The sequence below is a fragment of the Mesorhizobium sp. 43Arga genome, assembly GCF_053714255.1.
The window spans coordinates 760,607-779,871 of the sequence record NZ_JBSKBO010000002.1; the positions used below are offsets into that span (position 1 = coordinate 760,607).

The following is a 19,265-nucleotide window of genomic DNA, read 5'->3' on the forward strand; positions in this document are numbered from 1 at the left end:
ACGTGTTGTGTCACTATCATCGTTGAGTTCTGTGGCGCCCCCCTCTGTCCTGCCGGACATCTCCCCCACGTGGGGGGAGATTGGCAGCGTCGACTGCGGCGCCTTTCATCCACGCTGATAATTGGCGAAGGCAGAGGCGACGTCCGATCTCCCCCCTTGTGGGGGAGATGTCCGGCAGGACAGAGGGGGGCGCCGTAGAGCGCAACCATTGAGCCGCAGGCCGCTCTCCAGTCCACGGCTACCACTTTCGAACACAATTTCCAATTTCCGTATTGTAATACGATTGTGCCACGCTAGCCTGAGATCATGAGTGGGGCGGGCAAATCATCGGGACGATCCCTTGCCGACGAGGCGGCGACGCGCAAGCGCGGGCGCTCGCTGGCAGCGTTGGGCTATATCAAGCCGCAGACATATGAGGAACTGCGCGCGGTGCTCTCCTCCGGCACCGTGCATTTCCCCAAGCGGCTGCGCCAGGTGGCGATCTTCATGTGGCAGCATCCGAGCGATGTCGCGCTCGGCACCATCGCGCAGGTGGCCGCACAGGCCGGCGTGCAGCCCTCGACGCTGGTGCGCTTTGCCCAGATCTTCGGCTATTCCGGCTTTTCCGATTTCCAGGGCCTGTTCAAGGAGCACGTCAAGGGCTCCTGGCCGGAAGCGCGCGGCGAGCCGCGCACCGAGGCCGAGCCGAATGCCGCCATGCATTTCCTGCACGGCATGGTCGGCGCCTCGCAGGCCTCGCTTGGCCGCATCGAGGCGGGCTTCGACATCGAGAGCTTCGAAAAGATGGTGACGCTGCTGGCGGCCGCCGAGCTGATCTACGTCATCGGCTCCAAGCGCGCCTTCCCGGTCACCGCCTATCTGTCGCTGACCTTATCGCAGCAAGGCGTGCGCAATGTGCTGGTCGACAATGTCGGCTCCTCCGCGCTCGACCAGGTCGGCTGCATCGGCGAGCAGGATGCGGTGCTGGCGATCTCCTTTAGCCCCTACAATTCGATCACGCCCGACCTGGTCGCGGTGGCGCATGAGCGCAAGGCCCGCATCGTCACCATCACCGACAGCACCTTCAGCCCGCTGATCGCCTTGTCGGACAGTTGGCTGGAAGTGGTGGAATCCGACTTCGCCGGTTTCCGCTCGCTGGCGGCATCGCTGGCGGTCGGCATGGCGCTGGTCCAAGGCGTCGCCGCAAAACGCGGCGCGTGAGGCGCCTCTGGCACAATTGACTATCGGGAATTTCCGTTCCATATCTCAAAAAATAGAAACTTTGTTCCGGGAGGAGGAATGGAGCTTCATCTCCAAGGCAAGGTCGTGCTGGTCACCGGCACGACGCAAGGCATCGGCCGCGCTATCGCCGAGGCGCTCGCGCGGGCCGGCGCCGGCGGGCTGCTGATCACCGGACGCGATGGCAAACGCGGCGACGCAGTGGCGGCGGAACTGTCGGCCATCGGTACGCCGGCCATCTTCGTCGCCGCCGACCTTGGAGACCCGCAGACCCCTGCTTTGTTGGCGCAGTCCTGTATCGAGCGCTTCGGCCGCATCGACGGCCTCGTCAACGCAGCCGGCCTGACAGACCGCGCCTCCTTCCTCGATGCCGACCTCGACGACTGGGCGTCGCTGTTCGCCGTCAACGCGCGCGCGCCGTTCTTCCTGATGCAGGCCGCGATTGCCGACATGAGGAAGCGCGGGGAGCCTGGCGCCATCGTCAACATCCTTTCGATCAACGCCCATTGCGGCTCCCCCGAACTCGCCGTCTACTCCGCCACCAAGGGCGCGCTGGCGACCCTGACCAAGAACGCCGCCAACGCCCACCGTTTCGACCGCATCCGCGTCAACGGCATCAATGTCGGCTGGACCGACACGCCGGCCGAACGCGTCATGCAGGCCGAGACGCTCGGCCACGGCCCGGGCTGGCTCGACGCCGCCAATGCCGCGCAACCTTTCGGCAGGCTGCTCAGGCCGGACGACATCGCCAACCTTGCCGCCTTCCTGCTTTCCGACGCGGCCGGCCCGATGACCGGCGCCGTGATCGACCAGGAGCAGTCGGTGATCGGGGCGAACCGGTGAACGCCGCTTCGACAGCGACGGAAACGCTCGGTCCAGCCTTGCTGGACCAGCTTCCGGCCGCTGTCCGGACGCCTGGATATGACCGGACAACCCTTGCGCCCGGCATGGCGCATCTCGGCGTCGGCGCGTTCCATCGCTGCCACCAGGCCGAATACACCGATGACCTGCTGGCGCGCCAGTTCGACCGCTGGGGTGTTGTCGGCATCAACATCCGTCCGCCCACCCTCGCCGACACGCTTGGCCGGCAAGGCGGCCTCTATACAAGGCTGATCCGCGAAAACAGCCACATCGAGGCCCGCATCATCGGCAGCATCGTGAAGGTGGTGGACAGTCAGGCAAGTGCCGCACCGGCACTCACGGTGCTGTCCTCACGCGATATCGACCTGGTGACGATGACGGTGACGGAGAAAGGTTATTGCCACGTCCCGTCGAGCGGCGCGCTCGATCTCGGCCACCCCGACATCGTCCATGATCTCGCCAACCCTCATGCACCGCGCAGCGTGCCCGGCATCCTCGCGCGGGCGCTGGAACTGCGCCGGGCCACGCATGGCCGGTCCGTGACGCTGCTCTCCTGCGACAACATCCCGGCCAACGGCGTCATCCTGGAAACCGTCGTACGGACCTTCGCCGAACGGCGCGGCAATGGCCTTGCCGACTGGATCGCCGCCAACGCCGCCTTCCCCTCGGCCATGGTCGACCGCATCGCGCCGGCGGTGACGCAGGAAGATCTCGACAGCGTCGAGCAATGGTTCGGCTACCGCGACGCCGCCGTCGCCGTCGGCGAACCGTTCCGGCAATGGGTGATCGAGCAGAAATTCGCCGGCCGCGTGCCGCGCTGGGACCTGGTCGGCGCGGCCTTCGTCGACGACGTCACGCCCTTCGAGCATCTCAAGATGCGGGTACTGAACGGAGCCCAGACGACGCTCGCCACGCTCGGCGTACTGGCCGGGCTGGAGCATACATCGGACGCAATCGCCGACCCGCTGCTCTCGGCCTTCGTCAGGCGCATGCTGGTCGAGGAAACGCTGCCGACGCTGATGCCGGTGCCTGGCATGGATCCATCGGTCTATATCGAGCAGAGTCTCGGCCGACTGAAGAACACCGCGATCCGCCACCGCAACCACCAGATCGCCACCGACGGATCGCAGAAGATCGTCCAGCGCCTGCTCAACCCGATCCGCGACCGCTTGCGACAGGGCGCCAGCATCGGCCTGCTGTCGGTGCCGGTCGCCGGCTGGATGGCCTATCTCATCCACGCCTCGGCAAGGTTCAGCAAACGCTGGCCGGTGTCGGACCCCTATGCCGGCAAGGTCGCCGGGATCGCCGACGCAACCGGGCGCGATGTGCCGGCTCTGGCCTCGGCCATCCTCGCCATCGATACGATTTTCGATCCCAGCCTTGCCGAGAATACCACGTTTCGCGAGGCCGTCACGTCGGCGCTGAACGAGCTGCTTACGGACGATCCGATGGCGGCTGTCCGGCACAGTCTCGACCAAGATGAGGCCGCAAGCTTGAAACGATCCAAACAATAGACATTATGAACATCGGCCGTGAAGGCACGGCACAAGCAATTCCAGGAAGGTGTAAAACGGTTTTCCCGTCCGGAATTGCGCAAACAATGGGAGAGCTCCTCAGCGTTTCCGAGAAACGATGAAGAGAGCTCGGAGAGGCATAATGAAACTTGGACTGCTCACCGCGCCCTTCGCGGACACGCCGCTTGCCGATGTCGCCGCCTGGGCGGGCTCTGCCGGCTTCGAAGCGCTGGAAATCGCCTGCTGGCCGAAAACCTCTGGCGCGACGCGGCGCTATGCCGGCACCAGCCATGTCGACGCCGCTTCCACCTCTGCCGCGCAGGCGAAAGAAATCGCCGCCTCGCTGGCGGAAAAGCACCTGACTATCTCCGGCCTCGGCTACTATCCCAACCCGCTGCATCCCGATGCCGCGCACCGCGAGGCAGTGGTCGGCCATCTGAAGAAGGTGATCGTGCTGGCCGCCAATATGGGCGTGCCCGTGGTCAACACCTTCTGCGGCGGCGATGCCGCCAAGACCGTCGACGTCAACTGGCAGGACGCGCTGAAGGTCTGGCCCGAAATCGTCGTTTTTGCACGCGGCCACGGCATCAAGCTTGCCTTCGAGAATTGCCCGATGATCTTCAGCTATGACGAATGGCCGGGCGGGCACAACATCGCCTATTCGCCGCAGGTCTGGCGCCGCATCCTGGAGACCTGGGGCGGCGATGTCGGCATGAATTTCGACCCTTCGCACCTGGTCTGGCAGATGATCGACCAGGCCCGCTTCATCCGGGAGTTCGGTCCCTACATGCTGCATGTCCACGCCAAGGATTTGATGATTGATCATGATGGTTTGTACGAGCGCGGAATCCTCTCGGCCGGGATAGGCTGGCAGGTGCCGCGCATGCCGGGGCTGGGCGATGTCGACTGGAGCGGCTTCTTCTCCGGCCTCTACCGTGCCGGCTATGACGGGTCGGTCATCATCGAACATGAGGACAGGCGGTTTGAAGGCAGCGACGAGCAGGTGAAGCGGGGTTTTCTGCTCGCCCGCGACGTTTTGCGGCCCTACGTCAAGTGAAGGGAAGGCATGTCGCCCAAAAGTGTCTCGCGGTTTTGGGGCAACGACATGCCTAGGGAAAAGCATGTCGGCGACGACATGCCGAGGACAACGAGTTGAAGCGGGTAGCCTGAATCACTTTCTGCGCGACACGTTTCAACGACTTGGAACTGGAAACTGAAAACAATGTGGAGGAAGACTGAAATGAAGAAGATCCTGACCATGGTCCCGCTACTGGCGGGCGCTGCCTTGCTGGCTTCGGTGGGCGTCTCGTCGGCCGCCGGCAAATACACGATCGGCATTTCCAACACCGTGCAGGGCAATGGCTGGCGCGAGGAGATGGTCTGCGCCATGAAGGCGCAGGCGCTGGCGTCCGGCGAGGTGGCAAAACTCAACATCGCCCACCGCAACACCGATGCCGCCGGCCAGCTCGAGGATATCCGCAACCTGATCAGCGCCAAGGTCGACGCCATCGTCGTCAACCCGGCCGATCCGGCCGGCATCAAGGCGGGCCTGGAAGAAGCCACCAAGGCCGGCATTGTCGTCGTCGCCGTCGACCAGGCGGTCACCGAACCGTCGGCCTACATCATCTCCAACAACCAGGAGGAATATGCCTATCTCGGCGCCAAATGGCTGTTCAAGCAGATGGGTGGCAAGGGCGAGGTGTTTTACATGCGCGGCGCCGCCGGCGCTTCGGCCGACTCTGACCGCGACAAAGGCTTCAAGAAGGCGCTGGCCGAATTCCCCGACGTGAAGGTGGCGCAGGAAGTCTTCACCGGCTGGCAGCAGGACCAGGCCAAGCAGCAGATCCTCTCCTTCCTCTCGACGGGAACGCCGTTCAACGGCATCTGGACATCCGGAATCGACAACGTCATCGTCGACGCGCTGGTGGAATCGCAGGCGCCGCTGGTGCCGGTGGTCGGCGCCGACAACGCCGGCTTCGTCGGCCAGTTGAGCTCGGTCAAGGGCCTGGTCGGCGCCGCCGTCACCAACCCCGGCTCGATCGGCGGCGCGGGCGTGACGCTCGCCCTGCAGATCCTCGACGGCAAGAAGCCGGCGCAGCAGACCGTGCTGGTGCAGCCGCAGCTCTGGGAAAACGCCACCGAGGAGGGCAAGGCCAAGATGAAGGCCGCGGCCGACCCGTCGCTCAGCCCCGAATGGCCGGTCTCGATCTCGATCCCGGACTGGACGACATACACGAAGGACCAGATCGTGGCCTGCAAGGGGCCGGGGGAGTAAGTCACCGATTCTCCTGCCTTACAAGGGCGGGAAAGTCACATATGGGCAAAGGCCCCCTCACCCGGATTGCCAACCGAGTTGCGAAGGGCAATTCGGGGCAATCCGACCTCTCCCCCAGGGGGAGAAGGTGGACGCGAAGCGGCCGGATGAGGGGGCCTCTCCACACGCGCTAGCTCTGCCACATAAATCGAGACCCAAACCATTTGACCACCAGCCCCCTCCTCGACGCCTTCGGCGTCGCCAAGAACTACGGTGCGGTTGCCGCACTTCGCAACGCGTCGCTCTCCGTGCTGCCCGGTGAGGTGCACGCGCTGATGGGCGCCAATGGCGCCGGCAAGTCGACGTTGGTGAAGATCCTGACCGGCGCCATTTCTGCCAATGCCGGGCGCGTCCTGATCCGGGGCGAGGCCCGCGACATACGCTCGCCCGCCGCCGCGCGCCGCGCCGGGCTGCTGCCCGTCTACCAGGAGCCGTCGCTGATCCCCGATCTCGACGTCCTGTCCAACCTGCGGCTGACCGGCACGCCGGTCGAGCCGTTCCGCGCCTGGGTGCGCGAGCTCGGCATAGCCGACCTCGACCTGCGCGACACCGCGCGCGACATCCCGCTGGCCGTGCTGCGCGTGCTCGACCTCGCCCGTGCGCTCGCCGTCGAGCCCGACGTGCTGCTGCTCGACGAGATGACGGCGGCACTCCCCGCCAACCTCGCCGAAAAGGTCCTGGAAGTCGTGCGCCGCCAGGGCGACGCCGGCCGCGCCGTGATTTTCATCTCGCACCGCTTCGTCGAAATCTCGGCGCTGTGCGACCGCGCCACCGTGCTGCGCGACGGTGAGACCGTCGGCGTCGTCGACATCGTGCCGGGCGTCGAGGAAAAGATCGTCGAACTGATGCTCGGCACGCGCCTCGTGAAAACCCATGTCGCCGCCCGCAGCGCCGCCGAGAAGGCAGCGCCCGCCCCTGCCCGCCCGCGCCTTGCCGTGCGCAATCTGCGCGTCGGCGCCAAGCTCAACGACGTCTCCTTCGATCTCGGGGATGGCGAGGTCGCCGGCGTCGTCGCGCTCGAAGGCCAGGGCCAGGACGAATTGTTCGCGGCCCTTGCCGGCTCGATCCGCCCCTCGGGCGGGACGATCGAGGTCGATGGCTATCAGGCGAAATTCGCCCATCCGATCGACGCCATCCGCGCCGGGATTGCCTACGTGCCGGGCGACCGGTCCGAGGCGCTCGCCATGCAGCGCTCGGTGCGTGAAAACATCGCGCTGCCCTTCAGCGCTGCGCTGCGCAACTGGGGACCCATTCCCATGCGCCGCGAGCGCGCCAAGGTGCTGAGCGCCATCGAGCGGCTGCAGATCGACACGCGCGCGCAAGGGGAAGTGCAGCGCCTGTCCGGCGGCAACCAGCAGAAGGTGACCATCGCCCGCTGGATCGCGGCGGATACCCGCACCATACTGTGCTTCGACCCGACGCGCGGCATCGATGTCGGCACCAAGCAGGAGATCTACAGGCTGCTGCGCGAGCTCGCCGGCCACGGCAAGTCGGTGCTGTTCTACACCTCGGAGCTGGAAGAGGTGCAGCGCGTCTGCGACCGCGTCATCGTCATCTTCGGCGGCCGCCTCGTCGACATTTTCCCGGTCGAGGAAGCCGACGAGGCGGCGCTGATGCGCGCCGCCTACGGCCTGCCGCGCGGCGCCAAGGCCGATATCGGCATATTGGCCGACCCCGCGTCGAATTCAACGAATTCGACGGAGACGAAGCCATGAACCATTTCCTGCGCCGCCAGGGTTGGGTCATTGGCCTGTTCGCCCTGCTCATCGTGCTGTTCATCGCCACCAGGATCATCCAGCCCGGCTATGGCAGCGGCGATTTCGGCTCGCTGGCCCGGGCCGTGCTGCCCTATGCCTTCGCCGTCGCGGCGCAGACGGTGGTGGTCATCGCCGGCGGCATCGACCTGTCGGTCGCCGCCATGATGGCGCTGACCAGCGTCACCGCCGCCTCGATGATGGCCGGCGCCTCGGAAGAATACGCGCTGTTCGTCGTGCCCTTCGTGCTGGCCATGGGTCTTGTCCTTGGCGCCCTCAACGGCCTCTTGATCGTCGTCACCCGCGTGCCCGACATCGTCGTCACGCTCGCCATGCTGTTCGTGCTGCAGGGCGCCGCCCTGCTGGTGCTCGACGCGCCCGGCGGCGGCGCCGCCGAATGGCTGAAGGCGCTGATCTCGGGCACCGTGCCGATCCCCGGCCTGCCCGACGCCATCGACGCCTGGCTGCCCAAGGCACTGCTGGTGCTGATCGTCTGCCTCTGCCTCATCTGGATACCGTTGCGGCGCTCGCGCCTCGGCCTGTCCATCTACGCCATCGGCTCGAGCGAACTGGCGGCCTTCCGCTCAGGCGTGCCGGTCAAGCGCACGCGCATCATTGCCTATGCACTGTCGGGCCTGTTCGCCGCCTTTGGTGGCCTGGCGCTGACCATGAGCACCGGCATCGGCGCCCCCATCCCCGGCCCCTATCTGCTGGCCAGCGTCGCCGCCGTGGTGCTGGGCGGCGTGGCGCTCGGCGGCGGCAAGGGCGGCCTCCTCGGCCCCATCGTCGCCGTCTTCGTGCTGCGCCTGGTGCGCACGGACCTGACCCTGCTCGCCATTGACCCCAACGTCACCGCCATCATCGAAGGCGCCATCATGGTCGCGGTCGTGATGTTCGGCGCGTTTATTACGATGCGGGGGCGGCAATGAGGGGTGGATATGAAATGAAGGGCTGCGCCCTACGACGCCCCCCTCTGTCCTGCCGGACATCTCGCCCACAAGGGGGGAGATTGGCTGTCATCGCGGCCTTCGCCAATCTCCAAAGGTGCAAGAAGGGCGCCGGCGCCAAAGCTGCCAATCTCCCCCCAAGTGGGGGAGATGGCCGGCAGGCCAGAGGGGGGCGCCGTAGGGCTCTAGCCTCGCAGAACATCACCTCATCGCGAACCGGACCCACCCCATGAGCACGTCAGCGATCACCCCCGTCCCCTTCGGCCGCCGGATAAAGCGCTTCATGGCCGACCGGCCGCTCATCCCGCTGATCATCCTGCTCATCATCCTGTTGGTGATCCTGCAATTCCTGCGCCCCGGCATCGTCAACGAGCGCTGGATCGCCAACACCATCAAATTCGCCATTCCGCTGGCCATCCTCGCCGGCTGCCAGACCATGACCATGCTGACCGGCGGCATCGACCTGTCGGTCGGCACGGTGGCGACGATGAGCGCCTTCATCATGGCCACGCAAATCGTCAACCAGGACCCGGCGGTGGCTTTTCTCCTGGCGATGATGCCGGCGGTGCTGATTGGCCTGGTCAACGGCATCGGCGTCGGCGTCTTCCGCGTCCACCCGCTGATCATGACGCTGGGCACCAGCCTGATCGGCACCGGCTGCCTGCAGGTCTACCAGCGCACGGTGATCGCCTCGGGCGCGAAAATCCCCGATTTCCTCGCCTGGCTCGGCACCGGCGTGACATGGGGCTTTCCCAACGCCCTGCTGCTGTTCATACCGCTGGCGGCGCTGATAGTCTTCACGCTGGCCCGCACCGGCTTCGGCCGCCTGCTCTACGCCGTCGGCGACAATGAGCACGCCACCCGCCTCTCCGGCGTGCAATACTGGCAGGTCATCACGGCGCTCTATGTCACCTCCGGCCTGCTCGCCGGCATCACCGGCCTGCTCTATATCGGCCTGATCAAGGCCCCTTCCCTGTCACTCGCCGAACCCCTGGTCCTGCCCTCGGTCGCCGCCGCCGTTATCGGCGGCACCTCCATTTTCGGCGGCCGCGGCGGCTACACCGGCACCATCGTCGGCGCCCTGATCCTGACCGTGCTGACGACGCTGCTGACGATCCTGCAGATGCCGGAGGGCGCGAGGCGCATCCTGTTCGGGTTGATCGTGCTGTTTGTCACGGCGGCTTATCTGCGGATTGTCGAGGAGCGGTGACAAGGACCTTGAGCGACAGGCCATGAATCTATCGCCCGCACGCTTCCATATCTCATCGAAGTACAATCAGTCTCTTAATTTAGAAATACATTATATATCTCAAAAATAGTTACATCGGATCGCAATATTCAGAATTTTCTACTGGCGGTAAAATAAAACACTGCTAGATTTCTCCTATTGCGGGCAGTGGCGTGGCTGAAATGCCTTGCAACACCCAGGCGATGGCAAATTCGTCGAATTGCGAGGGGAATAGCATGGTAATCAATGGCACGAGCGCTGGTGAAACGCTGAACGGCACTTCGGTTGCCGACGTGATTTCGGGCAAGGGCGGAAACGACATAATCTACGGCAACGCAGGCAATGATATCATCTACGCCTATAGCGTTGGCTACACATCGTTTTATCTCGGCAACGCCCGCATCTGGGGCGGCGATGGCGACGACAAGATCTATCTGCAGAACTCGAACATCACCAACTATGCCTATGGCGAGCAAGGCAACGACCAGATCACCGGACTTGGCGCCAATGACGTGATTGACGGGGGGAGCGGGAACGACGTCATCGACGGCGGTGGCGGTGCCGACAGCCTCTATGGCGGCACGGGCAACGACACCATCAGGATGGGCATTGGCAGCTCGACCGCCGCATCGATCATCGACGGCGGCTACGATGATGACGATATGTATTTGAGCTACAGCGGCAATCTGACCGCCAATGGCGGACAGGGCAATGACGACTTCTTTGTCGGCCAGCCCTGCTTTGGCGGCACGAAATATGACGGCGGAACCGAAACCGACAGGATCGTCGCGGTCCAGAGCAATATCCTGATCGGCATCAAATCCATTACCGGCATCGAGCAGATCACCAACACCAGCCTCGAATTCGGCACCTTCACCGGCGTGAAGATTTCGGCCTATGCGGGGTCGGCGCCTCTCGACTTCACACAGACCGCGCTGGACGGCATTGACGAAATCCGGGGCTACTCCAGCGACAACAACATTATCTACCTCGCCGGCAAGAACGCAGGCGACGCGCCCGGCCTTGGCCGTGCCGATCTCGTCAATGCCGGCGACGGCGACGACACCGTATATGGCGGTTTTCTCAACGACACGCTGAACGGCGAAAACGGCAACGATACGCTTGCCGGCGGTCAGGGGGATGGCGACAGGCTTACCGGCGGCGCCGGCGCCGATACATTTATCTTCAAGTTTGGCGACGGTGCCGACACGATCGCCGATCTGTCGATCGCCACGGCGGGCGAGCATGTCAGCATCGGCGCTTTCGCCGGCGTCGACGATTTCTCCGATCTCGCCGGCCTGATATCGCAAGTCGGCGCCGACACGGTCATCGATTTCGGCGGCGGCGACACGCTCACGCTGACGGGAATCACCGCGACCGACCTGACCGCCGCGCAGTTCGACTTCTTCGTGTAGGCAACGCCCCCACGGCGACTGACGAAGCGCCGTCACGGACCAGGGGCTTCACTCTGTGTTCAAATCACCTGGATTTTCGACAATCCAATGACTGGACACAGAGGGCCAAGGTATCTTTTTCTGGAAAATCGTCGCCTCGGCGCATTTGCCAATTATATTAGTTGTTGTTGAATTATATTTGGCGAGCGCTGCCGGTGTCAGAATAACTATTTCTTCCCAGAACTCACTTTCAACCATTGCTTAACTGCTGTGCTACATTCTGCAAATCGCAGGCAAGGCATGCGGAATTCAAGGATTGCTCGATGCAGATCACCTCGGACCTCACCGTTACGATACAGAAGCTGCTGTCGGCCAGGACGGGTCTTGCTGGCGCCAGCCAGCAGACGTTCGTCAAGGCGGGCACGGCGCTGCGGACCGAGGCCCCGGTCATTCGCCCGGGCGCGACCGGCGACGAGGATGGCACCGAATACGATCCGTTCGGCAGCTTCGGCCAGGCCCCCGATGTGCCGGCGGCTTCGTCCGCACCCTCCACCACGACGGCGGGCTATATGCATGCCGGCAAGGCCAATTATGGCGAGCTCTATGCCGAGTATACGCGCTTCATCGGCTCGATGGTCGAGGCGGATCACCAGCACAAGGAGTCCACCGCTGCGCGCTACTTCATCCCTGCCGGCGAGACGCGGGAGACGGTGATGGCCATGGATGAGCACGACTATATGTGGGCCGTCCAGGACGAGATGGAAGCCGCCGCCGACCGCAGCCCGCAGGCGCAGGCCAACAAGGCGCTTGCCAACCAGAGCTACAGCGACGCCACCAGGATGGCATCCGATGCCTTGTTCAGCCTGCAGAAGGCATTGCCGGCCCTGAACGACACGCTCGCGCGTCTGACCCCCAAGGCGGTTGAAGAACGCCTGCAAAGCGTCGGCGACGACGCGAAGCTGCAAAGTCTGGCGCAACAAGTGGCCGAGAACGATATGCTTTTCGCCAAGAGCAGCCTTCGCTATGTCGACAGGATCGTCAGAAGCATCGAGAATGGCCCCAACAAGGTCAACGGCGCCATTCTGGTCAAGAACGACCAGGGCCAGTACCAGCTTGGTGATTTCTCGATCTCATTCAACGGCCAGGTGATGGTCACCTCCAGGGACACTTTCAAGCCATTCTGAACGTCGCAAACGCGTCAGCCGCTTCCCGGCATTGCTCGCGAGCCCCTGCGGCGTGCGATACTGGCAGGTCACGGCGCTCTACGTCACCTCGAGCCTGCTCGGCCTGCTCTATATCGGCCTGATCAAAGGCCCCTCGCGCGCCGAACCGCTGGTCTTGCCCTCGGTGGCGGCGGCCGTCATCGGCGGCACCTCGGCGGCCGCGGCGGCTACACCGGCACCGGCGCCCTGATCCTGCTGACGACGCTGCTGACGATTTTGCAGATGCCGGAGGGGGCTAGGCGGATTTTGTTCGACAGATCCAGTTCTTCGTGACGGCGGCTTATCTGCGGATTGTGGGGCGGGTCTGCTAAATCGCCTTGTCGCGCAGCGCCTGCAGCAGGCCGGCCCACCAGGCGCGCGCCTGGCGGTCCGCCCGGCGTGGTAATGCCCATATCGGTCTCCTTCGACCAATATGAACCATAAGCCGTCCATCAAAGGGATCCTCGATCCTTTAAATCGCGGACTGGTTTTGGCCCGGTGGCGGAGCAGCCACAGGGTGGACATTTCAGCCCACATGGAAAATGATCATGTTGCCATGCACAATACGGTAGTGCTCTGATCTCGACGAGCAGCCTGAACGTAGAAGCGGATCAACCGACCTCCGGGTCCAGCGAGCGAGGACGCAAGTGGACACCCCAGAGAATGCGCAATTGCATCGCGACGCGGGTGGGCGACCCCGTCGATCGGCCGGTTGGTTTGCCCCCACCGCCGTGTCGGCGGCATTCCTGCTCGGCATGGCTTTCAGCAGCACTGCGTTTGCGCAGGACCAGCAGCTACCCGTGGTGACGGCGGCCAAGCCGGTGGTCCGTGAAATCGTCGAAGACGACGAGTTCGTCGGGCGCTTCGAAGCCGTCGACCAGGTCGCCATCCGCTCGCGCGTCAGCGGCTATCTGGACAAGGTCAGCTTCCAGGACGGCGCACTGGTCAACAAGGGCGACCTGCTCTTCACCATCGACCAGCGTCCGTACCAGGCGGCTTATGATGCCGCCAAATCGCAAGTGGACGTCGCCAAGAGTCTGCTCGAATTCTCCAAGATGCAGCTGGATCGCGCTGACGAACTGGCCAAGACCGGCAATATCTCAACCGCGACGGTCGACGACCGCCGGCGGGAGTACCTTTCGGCGCAGGCGCAGATGCAGGGCGCGACGGCTGCGCTGACGACGGCCAGCCTGAACATGGAATTCACCGAGATCAAGGCGCCCTTGTCCGGCCGCGTCGACCGCCGGCTGGTGTCGGTCGGCAACCTCGTGCAGCCGGATTCCACCTTGCTGACGACCATCGTTACGCGCGATCCGATCGACTTCTATTTCGACGTCGATGAGCGTCTGTATTTCAGCTACGCCCGCGACGCGAAGGCGCGTGGCGGCAGCATGCAGGAAGGCGCCGGCGGGCTCGAGGTGGCGGTTCACGTCGCCGACCGCGCCGAGGCGGTATTCAAAGGCAAGCTCGATTTTGCCGAGAACCGGATCGACAACGCGACCGGCACCATGCGGGTGCGGGCAAGGTTTCCCAACGCCGACGGCATTCTCCAGCCAGGCATGTTCGGGCGCATCAACGTGCCTGGGTCGCTGCCGCATACCGGCGTGCTGGTACCCGACGAGGCGATCGGCGCCGATCAGGATCGCCGCATCGTGTTCCTGGTGGATGAGGCCGGGATGGTGTCGGCGAAGCCCGTGCGCACCGGCCCGCGTCTCGACGGCTACCGGGTGATCCGCGCGGGCCTGACCGGCAACGAGACGATCATCGTCAACGGGCTGATGCATGCCAGGCCCGGCACCAAGGTCAAGGTCGAGATGGTGACGCTGCCGTCCAAGGCCGAGACCGCCGAGTTGCAGCAATGAGGTTCGCACATTTCTTCGTCGACCGTCCGATCTTCGCATCGGTCGTTTCGATCGTCCTGCTGATCCTCGGCGGGATTGCTTATACCCAGCTGCCGGTCGCGCAATATCCCGAGATCGCGCCGCCGACCATCGTCGTTCGCGCGCAGTATCCGGGCGCAGACGCCGAGACGGTCGCAACGACGGTGGCAACGCCGATCGAGCAGGAGATCAACGGCGTCGAGGGCATGCTCTACATGTCGTCCTATTCGTCGGGCGACGGGGCGATGGCGCTGACCATCACCTTCAAGCCGGGCACCGATCTCGACAAGGCGCAGGTGCTGGTGCAGAACCGCGTGTCGGTCGCCGAGCCGCGCCTGCCCGAAGAAGTGCGCCGCCTCGGCATCACCACCACCAAGAGCTCGCCCGACCTGATGATGGTCGTGCACATGCTGTCGCCCGACAATACCTACGACCAGCTCTACGTCTCGAACTACGCCCGCTCGCGGGTGCGCGACATACTGCTCAGGTTAGACGGCGTCGGCGACCTCATCATCTTCGGCGAACGCGAGTATTCGCTGCGCATCTGGCTCGATCCGGAAAAACTGTCCGCCTTGGGGATGACCTCGGGTGATGTGGTGCAGGCGTTGCGCGACCAGAACGTCCAGGTGTCGGGCGGCTCGATCGGCGCGCCGCCGACCAACACCGGCACGGCGTTCCAGTACACGGTCACCACGCAAGGCCGCTTCAACGACGCCCGCGACTTCCGATACGTGATCGTCAAATCGACCGACGACGGCCGCCTGATCTCGCTGCAGGACGTGGCGCGCATCGAGCTCGGCGCCAAGGATTACGTCACCAACTCCTATCTCAACGGCAAACCGGCGGTGGCGCTCGCCATCTTCCAGCGGCCGGGCACCAATGCGCTCGCCGCGGCCGCGGAGATCCAGGACAAGATGAAGGAGCTTTCCCGCGACTTCCCGAAGGGGTTGAGCTACGACATAGTCTACAATCCGACCGAGTTCGTCGCAGAGTCGATCCAGGAGGTCTACAAGACAATCCTCGAGGCGATGCTGCTGGTCATCATTGTCATCATCGTCTTCCTGCAATCGTGGCGCATGGCGATCGTGCCGATCGTGGCGATCCCCGTGTCGCTGATCGGCACGCTGGCGGTGCTTTACGCCGCCGGCTTCTCGCTCAACATGCTGACGCTGTTCGGCCTTGTCCTGGCGATCGGCATCGTCGTCGACGATGCGATCGTCGTGGTCGAGAACGTCGAGCGCAATATCGCCAGAGGGCTGGCGCCCAATCCGGCGTCCCACCTGACCATGGACGAAGTCGGAACGGCGGTCATCGCGATCTCGCTGGTGCTGATAGCCGTGTTCGTACCGACAGCCTTCATCCCCGGCATTTCTGGGCAGTTTTATCTGCAGTTTGCGATCACCATCGCGGTGTCGACGGCGATCTCGGCATTCAATTCGCTGACGCTTTCGCCGGCGCTGGCCGCACTGCTGTTCAAGCCGCACCACGCCGCGGCGGCGCCGCCGCGCTTTTTCCTGGCGCGGTTCGGACGGGCGCTCGCCGACGGCTTCAATCGCGGCTTCGACAGGGTCGCCCATTGGTATTCGAGCATCATCCGCGTGCTGGTCGGCTCGCGGATAACGATCGCCGCCATGCTGGCCGTTTTCGCGGCCCTCATTGGCGCCACGGTCTACATGGTGCAGGCGGTGCCGCGCGGTTTCATTCCGTCTCTCGACCAGGGCTATGCGATCGTCGTTGTCCAGTTGCCGGACGGCGCCTCGCTGTCGAGGACCGACGCGGTCATCCAGCAGGCGTCGCAGATCATCCAGAAAACGCCAGGCGTCGACTATGCGGTCGCCTTCGCCGGCTTCTCCGGCGCGACCTTCACCAACGCCAGCAACGCGGGCGTGATCTTCGCCAGGTTCAAGCCGTTTGACGAGCGACTGAAAGCCGGCCAGTCGGCGACCCAGGTCATCGGCAATCTGTTCGGTAGCCTGCAAAGCATCAAGGAAGCCTTCATTATCGCACTGCCGCCGCCGCCGATTCGCGGCGTCGGCAATGCCGGCGGCTTCAAGCTGCAGATCCAGGAGCGCAACAGCGCCGACATGCGGCAGATCCTGGCGCTTGCCTATGAAATAGCCGGCAAGGCCAACAAGACGCCGGGGCTGACGGGCGTGTTCACCACCTTCTCCGCGTCGAGCCCGGAATTCTTCCTGGCGATCGATCGAGACAAGGCGCGCATCCTGAACGTGCCGATCCCCAACATCTTCGAGACGCTGTCGATCAATTTGGGCACCGCCTACGTCAACGACTTCAACGCTTTCGGGCGCGTCTACCAGGTGCGGGCGCAGGCCGACCAGGCGTTCCGCCTCGATCGCGCCGACATCTTGAAACTGAAGGTGCGCTCGGCGACCGGCGCGCTGGTTCCGCTCGGCACATTGATCGAGATCCGCGACGTCACTGGCCCGGCGCTGGTCCAGCGCTACAACATGTACGTCTCGGTGCCGCTGCAGGGCAACGCCGCGCCTGGCGTTTCCACGGGCGAGGCGCTGGCATTGATGGAAGGGATCACGGCAAAGACGCTGCCGGCCGGTACCTCCTATGAATGGACCGAACTCGCCTATCAGGAGCGCAACACCGGCAATGCCGCTGTCTATATATTCGGACTGTCGGTGCTGTTCGTGTTCCTGGCGCTGGCGGCGCAATATGAAAGCTGGGTGCTGCCGTTCGCCATTGTGCTGGTGGTGCCGCTCGGCGTGCTCGCGGCGTTGCTCGGCGTGTCTTTCCGAGGGCTGGACAACAACATCCTCGTGCAGATCGGCCTCATCGTGCTGATCGGGCTTGCCGCCAAGAACGCGATCCTAATCGTCGAATTCGCGCGGCAGGCGCAGGAACGCGGCCTGTCGGCCGCCGAGGCTGCCGTCGAAGCCTGCCGGCTCAGGCTGCGGCCGATCCTGATGACCGCCTTCTCGTTCATCCTCGGCGTCGTGCCGCTGATGATCGCAACGGGCCCGGGCGCGGAAATGCGCCAGTCGCTCGGCACCGCGGTGTTCTCCGGCATGCTTGGTGTCACCTTCGTCGGCCTGTTCCTGACGCCGGTGTTCTACGTCACGCTCGGGTCGCTGTTTTCACGGCGCAAGCCCCGTGCCGAGGCCGAGCCCTCGGGGCCGGCAGAGGCGCCATCGGAGACGGCCGCCGAGTAGGGAATTACGAATTACGGGAATTACGGTGACAGTGCACTCTTTGAATTAGGGTGACAGTGCACTCTTTGCGTTGCCTTGTCGGCTAATCACCCGCCCCGCACCATCTCCCCAATCCCCTCCAGCAACACCCCCTGCTCCCCCACCCAGAACCAGTGGTCCTCCCCCTCCACCTCGACAAACCGCGCCCCCGCAATCCTTCCCGCCAGGTACCGCCCGGCCTCGACCCGCACCGCCCGGTCACCCCTGCGATGCAGCACCAGCGTCGGCGCCCTGACTTTTGACAGCAGCGGGCGGACGTCCGCGTCGCGCAGCGACTGCAGCAGGCCGGCGACGGCGCCGGGGCTGGAGGCGGCCCTGAGCAGGCCGGCCCACCAGGCGCGCGCCTGGCGGTCTTCAGCGAGGCTCGGCGCGAAGGTTTCGATTTCGGCCGGGCCGCCCCAGCCGGCGAGCAGGCGCTGTTGCCACAGATCATATTGCGCCGAGGTGAGCGCGAAGGGATAGTCTGGCGCGCGGCTGCCCTTGGCGAGCGAGCCCCACAGGACCAGGCCGGTCAGGCGGTCGGGGTGGTCGACTGCGAAGCGGATGCAGCCCGGCCCGCCCTCCGAGGCGCCGACCAGCACGGCTTTGCGGCTGCCGGCCGCGTCCATCACCGCCAATATGTCGCGCGCGGTCGCCTCGACGGTCGGGCGGGCGCCGACGCGGTCGGACAGGCCCATGCCGCGCCGGTCGAACAGGATCAGCCGGCCGAGCCGCGACACGGCGGTGAGCCAGGCGCGGCAGCTCCTGTCCTCCCAGATGCGCTCGACATGCGAGATGAAGCCGGGAACCAGCACGATATCGGCGGGGCCGCCGCCTATCGTCTGGTAGGCTATATGGATGCCGTCCACCGCCACATAGCGGGTTCTTGGCATCTCCGCTTCGGCATTGGGCGCGCGCAGCAGAGCGAGTGTGGCGGGATCCGGCGCCACGCCGAGTTCCTCGCGCAGCAGCCGCGTATAGGTCTCGCCCTGGCGTTCGGCCGCCGCCCGGTCGCCGGCCGCCAGATAGGCGCGGATCAGGTGCCGATGCGCGCTTTCGCTCAAGGGATCGAGCGCGGCAAGACGCGTTGCGTGCAGCACGGCAGTCCGCGCGGCGCCGCCGGCGATCCTGGCCTCGACCAGCCGCTCCAGCGCCTGCACCAGCCGGCTGCGCAAGGCCTCGCGGCGGAAGAACACCCATTCCTCGAATTCGGGACAATCCGGCAGCGAAAAGCCGGCGAGATAGTCACCGGTGTAGAGGCCGGCGGCCTCGTCGAGCAGCCCGGCATCGCAGGCGTGGTCGAAGCCGATGGCATCCGCCTCGACAAGGAGCGCCGGGCGCAGGCTGAGCGACGCCGCGCCGGCCGATATGACCTCCTCGCCGAAGGCGACGCGGATCTTGTAGAGCGTGCGCCGCAGGCGGGCGCGGGCGGCTTCCGCATCGGCCTCGGGCCACAGCAGCGTGGCGGCGACGTCGCGCGCCACGGGTCCGCCGGCCTCGGCCAGGTAGATGACGAGCGCCGCCGCCTTGCGCAAGGCGAGCTCTATCCGTTGCCCGTTCAGCCGGAACTCCGGAAAACCCAGAAGTCTGAGTTGTATCAGCTCCATCGATCCGCACGCGGCCGCGCAAGGAGAGGACGTTGAGGGGACGCCGGCCTTCTATCCATCCCCCGGTTTCGCGCCGATCCGGCCCGATCAACTCCCTTGGAGCGAGAAATGTCACCGGTCAATACATCAAGCCACCACACTTCAGA

At 64.8% G+C, this 19,265-nt stretch carries 13 protein-coding genes and 1 pseudogene; 13 read left to right on the forward strand and 1 reads right to left on the reverse strand.

Annotation, left to right across the window (positions count from 1 at the left end; translation table 11 throughout):
• Positions 1-306: 306 nt before the first annotated feature.
• From ACWGS8_RS10175 to ACWGS8_RS10235, 13 genes and pseudogenes are all read left to right on the forward strand, one after another.
• Entirely contained in the window at positions 307-1,200 is an 894-nt protein-coding gene (locus tag ACWGS8_RS10175; protein WP_454580791.1) for a MurR/RpiR family transcriptional regulator, read from the forward strand.
• A 78-nt stretch (positions 1,201-1,278) separates the two neighbouring features.
• On the forward strand, positions 1,279-2,061 hold the full coding sequence (locus ACWGS8_RS10180) for an SDR family oxidoreductase (protein WP_454580792.1): 783 nt from the start codon (positions 1,279-1,281) through the stop codon (positions 2,059-2,061).
• Positions 2,058-3,593 (forward strand): mannitol dehydrogenase family protein, encoded by a 1,536-nt coding sequence (locus ACWGS8_RS10185; protein WP_454580793.1) that lies wholly within the window; start codon positions 2,058-2,060, stop codon positions 3,591-3,593. Before ACWGS8_RS10180 ends, ACWGS8_RS10185 begins: the two co-directional genes overlap by 4 nt.
• Positions 3,594-3,735: 142 nt before the next feature.
• A complete protein-coding gene (locus ACWGS8_RS10190; RefSeq protein WP_454580794.1) occupies positions 3,736-4,650 on the forward strand; it encodes a sugar phosphate isomerase/epimerase family protein in 915 nt (304 codons plus the stop codon).
• A gap of 183 nt (positions 4,651-4,833) precedes the next feature.
• Positions 4,834-5,868 (forward strand): ABC transporter substrate-binding protein, encoded by a 1,035-nt coding sequence (locus ACWGS8_RS10195; RefSeq protein WP_454580795.1) that lies wholly within the window; start codon positions 4,834-4,836, stop codon positions 5,866-5,868.
• Positions 5,869-6,071: 203 nt separating this feature from the next.
• Complete coding sequence (locus tag ACWGS8_RS10200; protein WP_454580796.1) at positions 6,072-7,622, forward strand: sugar ABC transporter ATP-binding protein; 1,551 nt, start codon at positions 6,072-6,074, stop codon at positions 7,620-7,622.
• Entirely contained in the window at positions 7,619-8,590 is a 972-nt protein-coding gene (locus ACWGS8_RS10205; RefSeq protein WP_454580797.1) for an ABC transporter permease, read from the forward strand. The genes ACWGS8_RS10200 and ACWGS8_RS10205 overlap by 4 nt, the downstream gene beginning before the upstream one ends.
• Before the next feature lie 247 nt (positions 8,591-8,837).
• The gene (locus tag ACWGS8_RS10210; RefSeq protein WP_454580798.1) at positions 8,838-9,818 is read left to right on the forward strand and encodes an ABC transporter permease; all 981 of its coding nucleotides are present in this window, start codon (positions 8,838-8,840) and stop codon (positions 9,816-9,818) included.
• Positions 9,819-10,072: 254 nt separating this feature from the next.
• The gene (locus ACWGS8_RS10215; RefSeq protein ID WP_454580799.1) at positions 10,073-11,251 is read left to right on the forward strand and encodes a calcium-binding protein; all 1,179 of its coding nucleotides are present in this window, start codon (positions 10,073-10,075) and stop codon (positions 11,249-11,251) included.
• A 302-nt stretch (positions 11,252-11,553) separates the two neighbouring features.
• Positions 11,554-12,414 (forward strand): hypothetical protein, encoded by an 861-nt coding sequence (locus ACWGS8_RS10220; RefSeq protein ID WP_454580800.1) that lies wholly within the window; start codon positions 11,554-11,556, stop codon positions 12,412-12,414.
• Between the two features lie 49 nt (positions 12,415-12,463).
• Positions 12,464-12,764: pseudogene (locus ACWGS8_RS10225) on the forward strand (ABC transporter permease); the annotation flags it as partial.
• 423 nt (positions 12,765-13,187) lie between these two features.
• Positions 13,188-14,294, forward strand: coding sequence for an efflux RND transporter periplasmic adaptor subunit (locus ACWGS8_RS10230; protein WP_454581261.1), 1,107 nt, complete (start codon positions 13,188-13,190; stop codon positions 14,292-14,294).
• The gene (locus ACWGS8_RS10235; protein WP_454580801.1) at positions 14,291-17,494 is read left to right on the forward strand and encodes an efflux RND transporter permease subunit; all 3,204 of its coding nucleotides are present in this window, start codon (positions 14,291-14,293) and stop codon (positions 17,492-17,494) included. The genes ACWGS8_RS10230 and ACWGS8_RS10235 overlap by 4 nt, the downstream gene beginning before the upstream one ends.
• An 86-nt stretch (positions 17,495-17,580) precedes the next feature.
• Here the strand turns inward: ACWGS8_RS10235 and ACWGS8_RS10240 are convergent, their stop codons facing one another.
• Complete coding sequence (locus tag ACWGS8_RS10240) at positions 17,581-19,119, reverse strand: alpha/beta fold hydrolase (RefSeq protein WP_454580802.1); 1,539 nt, start codon at positions 19,117-19,119, stop codon at positions 17,581-17,583.
• Positions 19,120-19,265: the final 146 nt, after the last annotated feature.